The organism is Pseudoalteromonas sp. SG41-2, from assembly GCF_014164535.1.
GTDB classification, from domain to species: Bacteria; Pseudomonadota; Gammaproteobacteria; order Enterobacterales; family Alteromonadaceae; genus Pseudoalteromonas; species Pseudoalteromonas rhizosphaerae.
This window is the reverse complement of record NZ_JACJFK010000141.1, coordinates 1-229: the sequence shown is the minus strand read 5'-3', so window position 1 is coordinate 229 and position 229 is coordinate 1. Positions and strand designations below refer to the sequence as shown.

General features: G+C 44.1%; 1 pseudogene. It reads right to left on the bottom strand.

The features are described from left to right. Positions 1-37: 37 nt before the first annotated feature. A pseudogene (locus H5186_RS22815) lies at positions 38-229 on the bottom strand (hypothetical protein); the annotation flags it as partial.

The following is a 229-nucleotide window of genomic DNA, read 5'->3' as shown; positions in this document are numbered from 1 at the left end:
GGCGTTATTGGTGATTTTTTTACTGAAATTAATGACATCAATAGTCCTTGATTGTACGGTGTAAATTGGTCGTAGAGGCAGCAATGCGAAGCATGAACGGGGTAGTTTTTTGGGCATGAAACGGTGTCCGTGTTGTTAACTGCTTGTCATCAACAGCCTCAAGCACCGCGCCTTCATCACTGCTTAATAGTATTGGTATCGCTTCATTACTATCAGCCACCACCACACG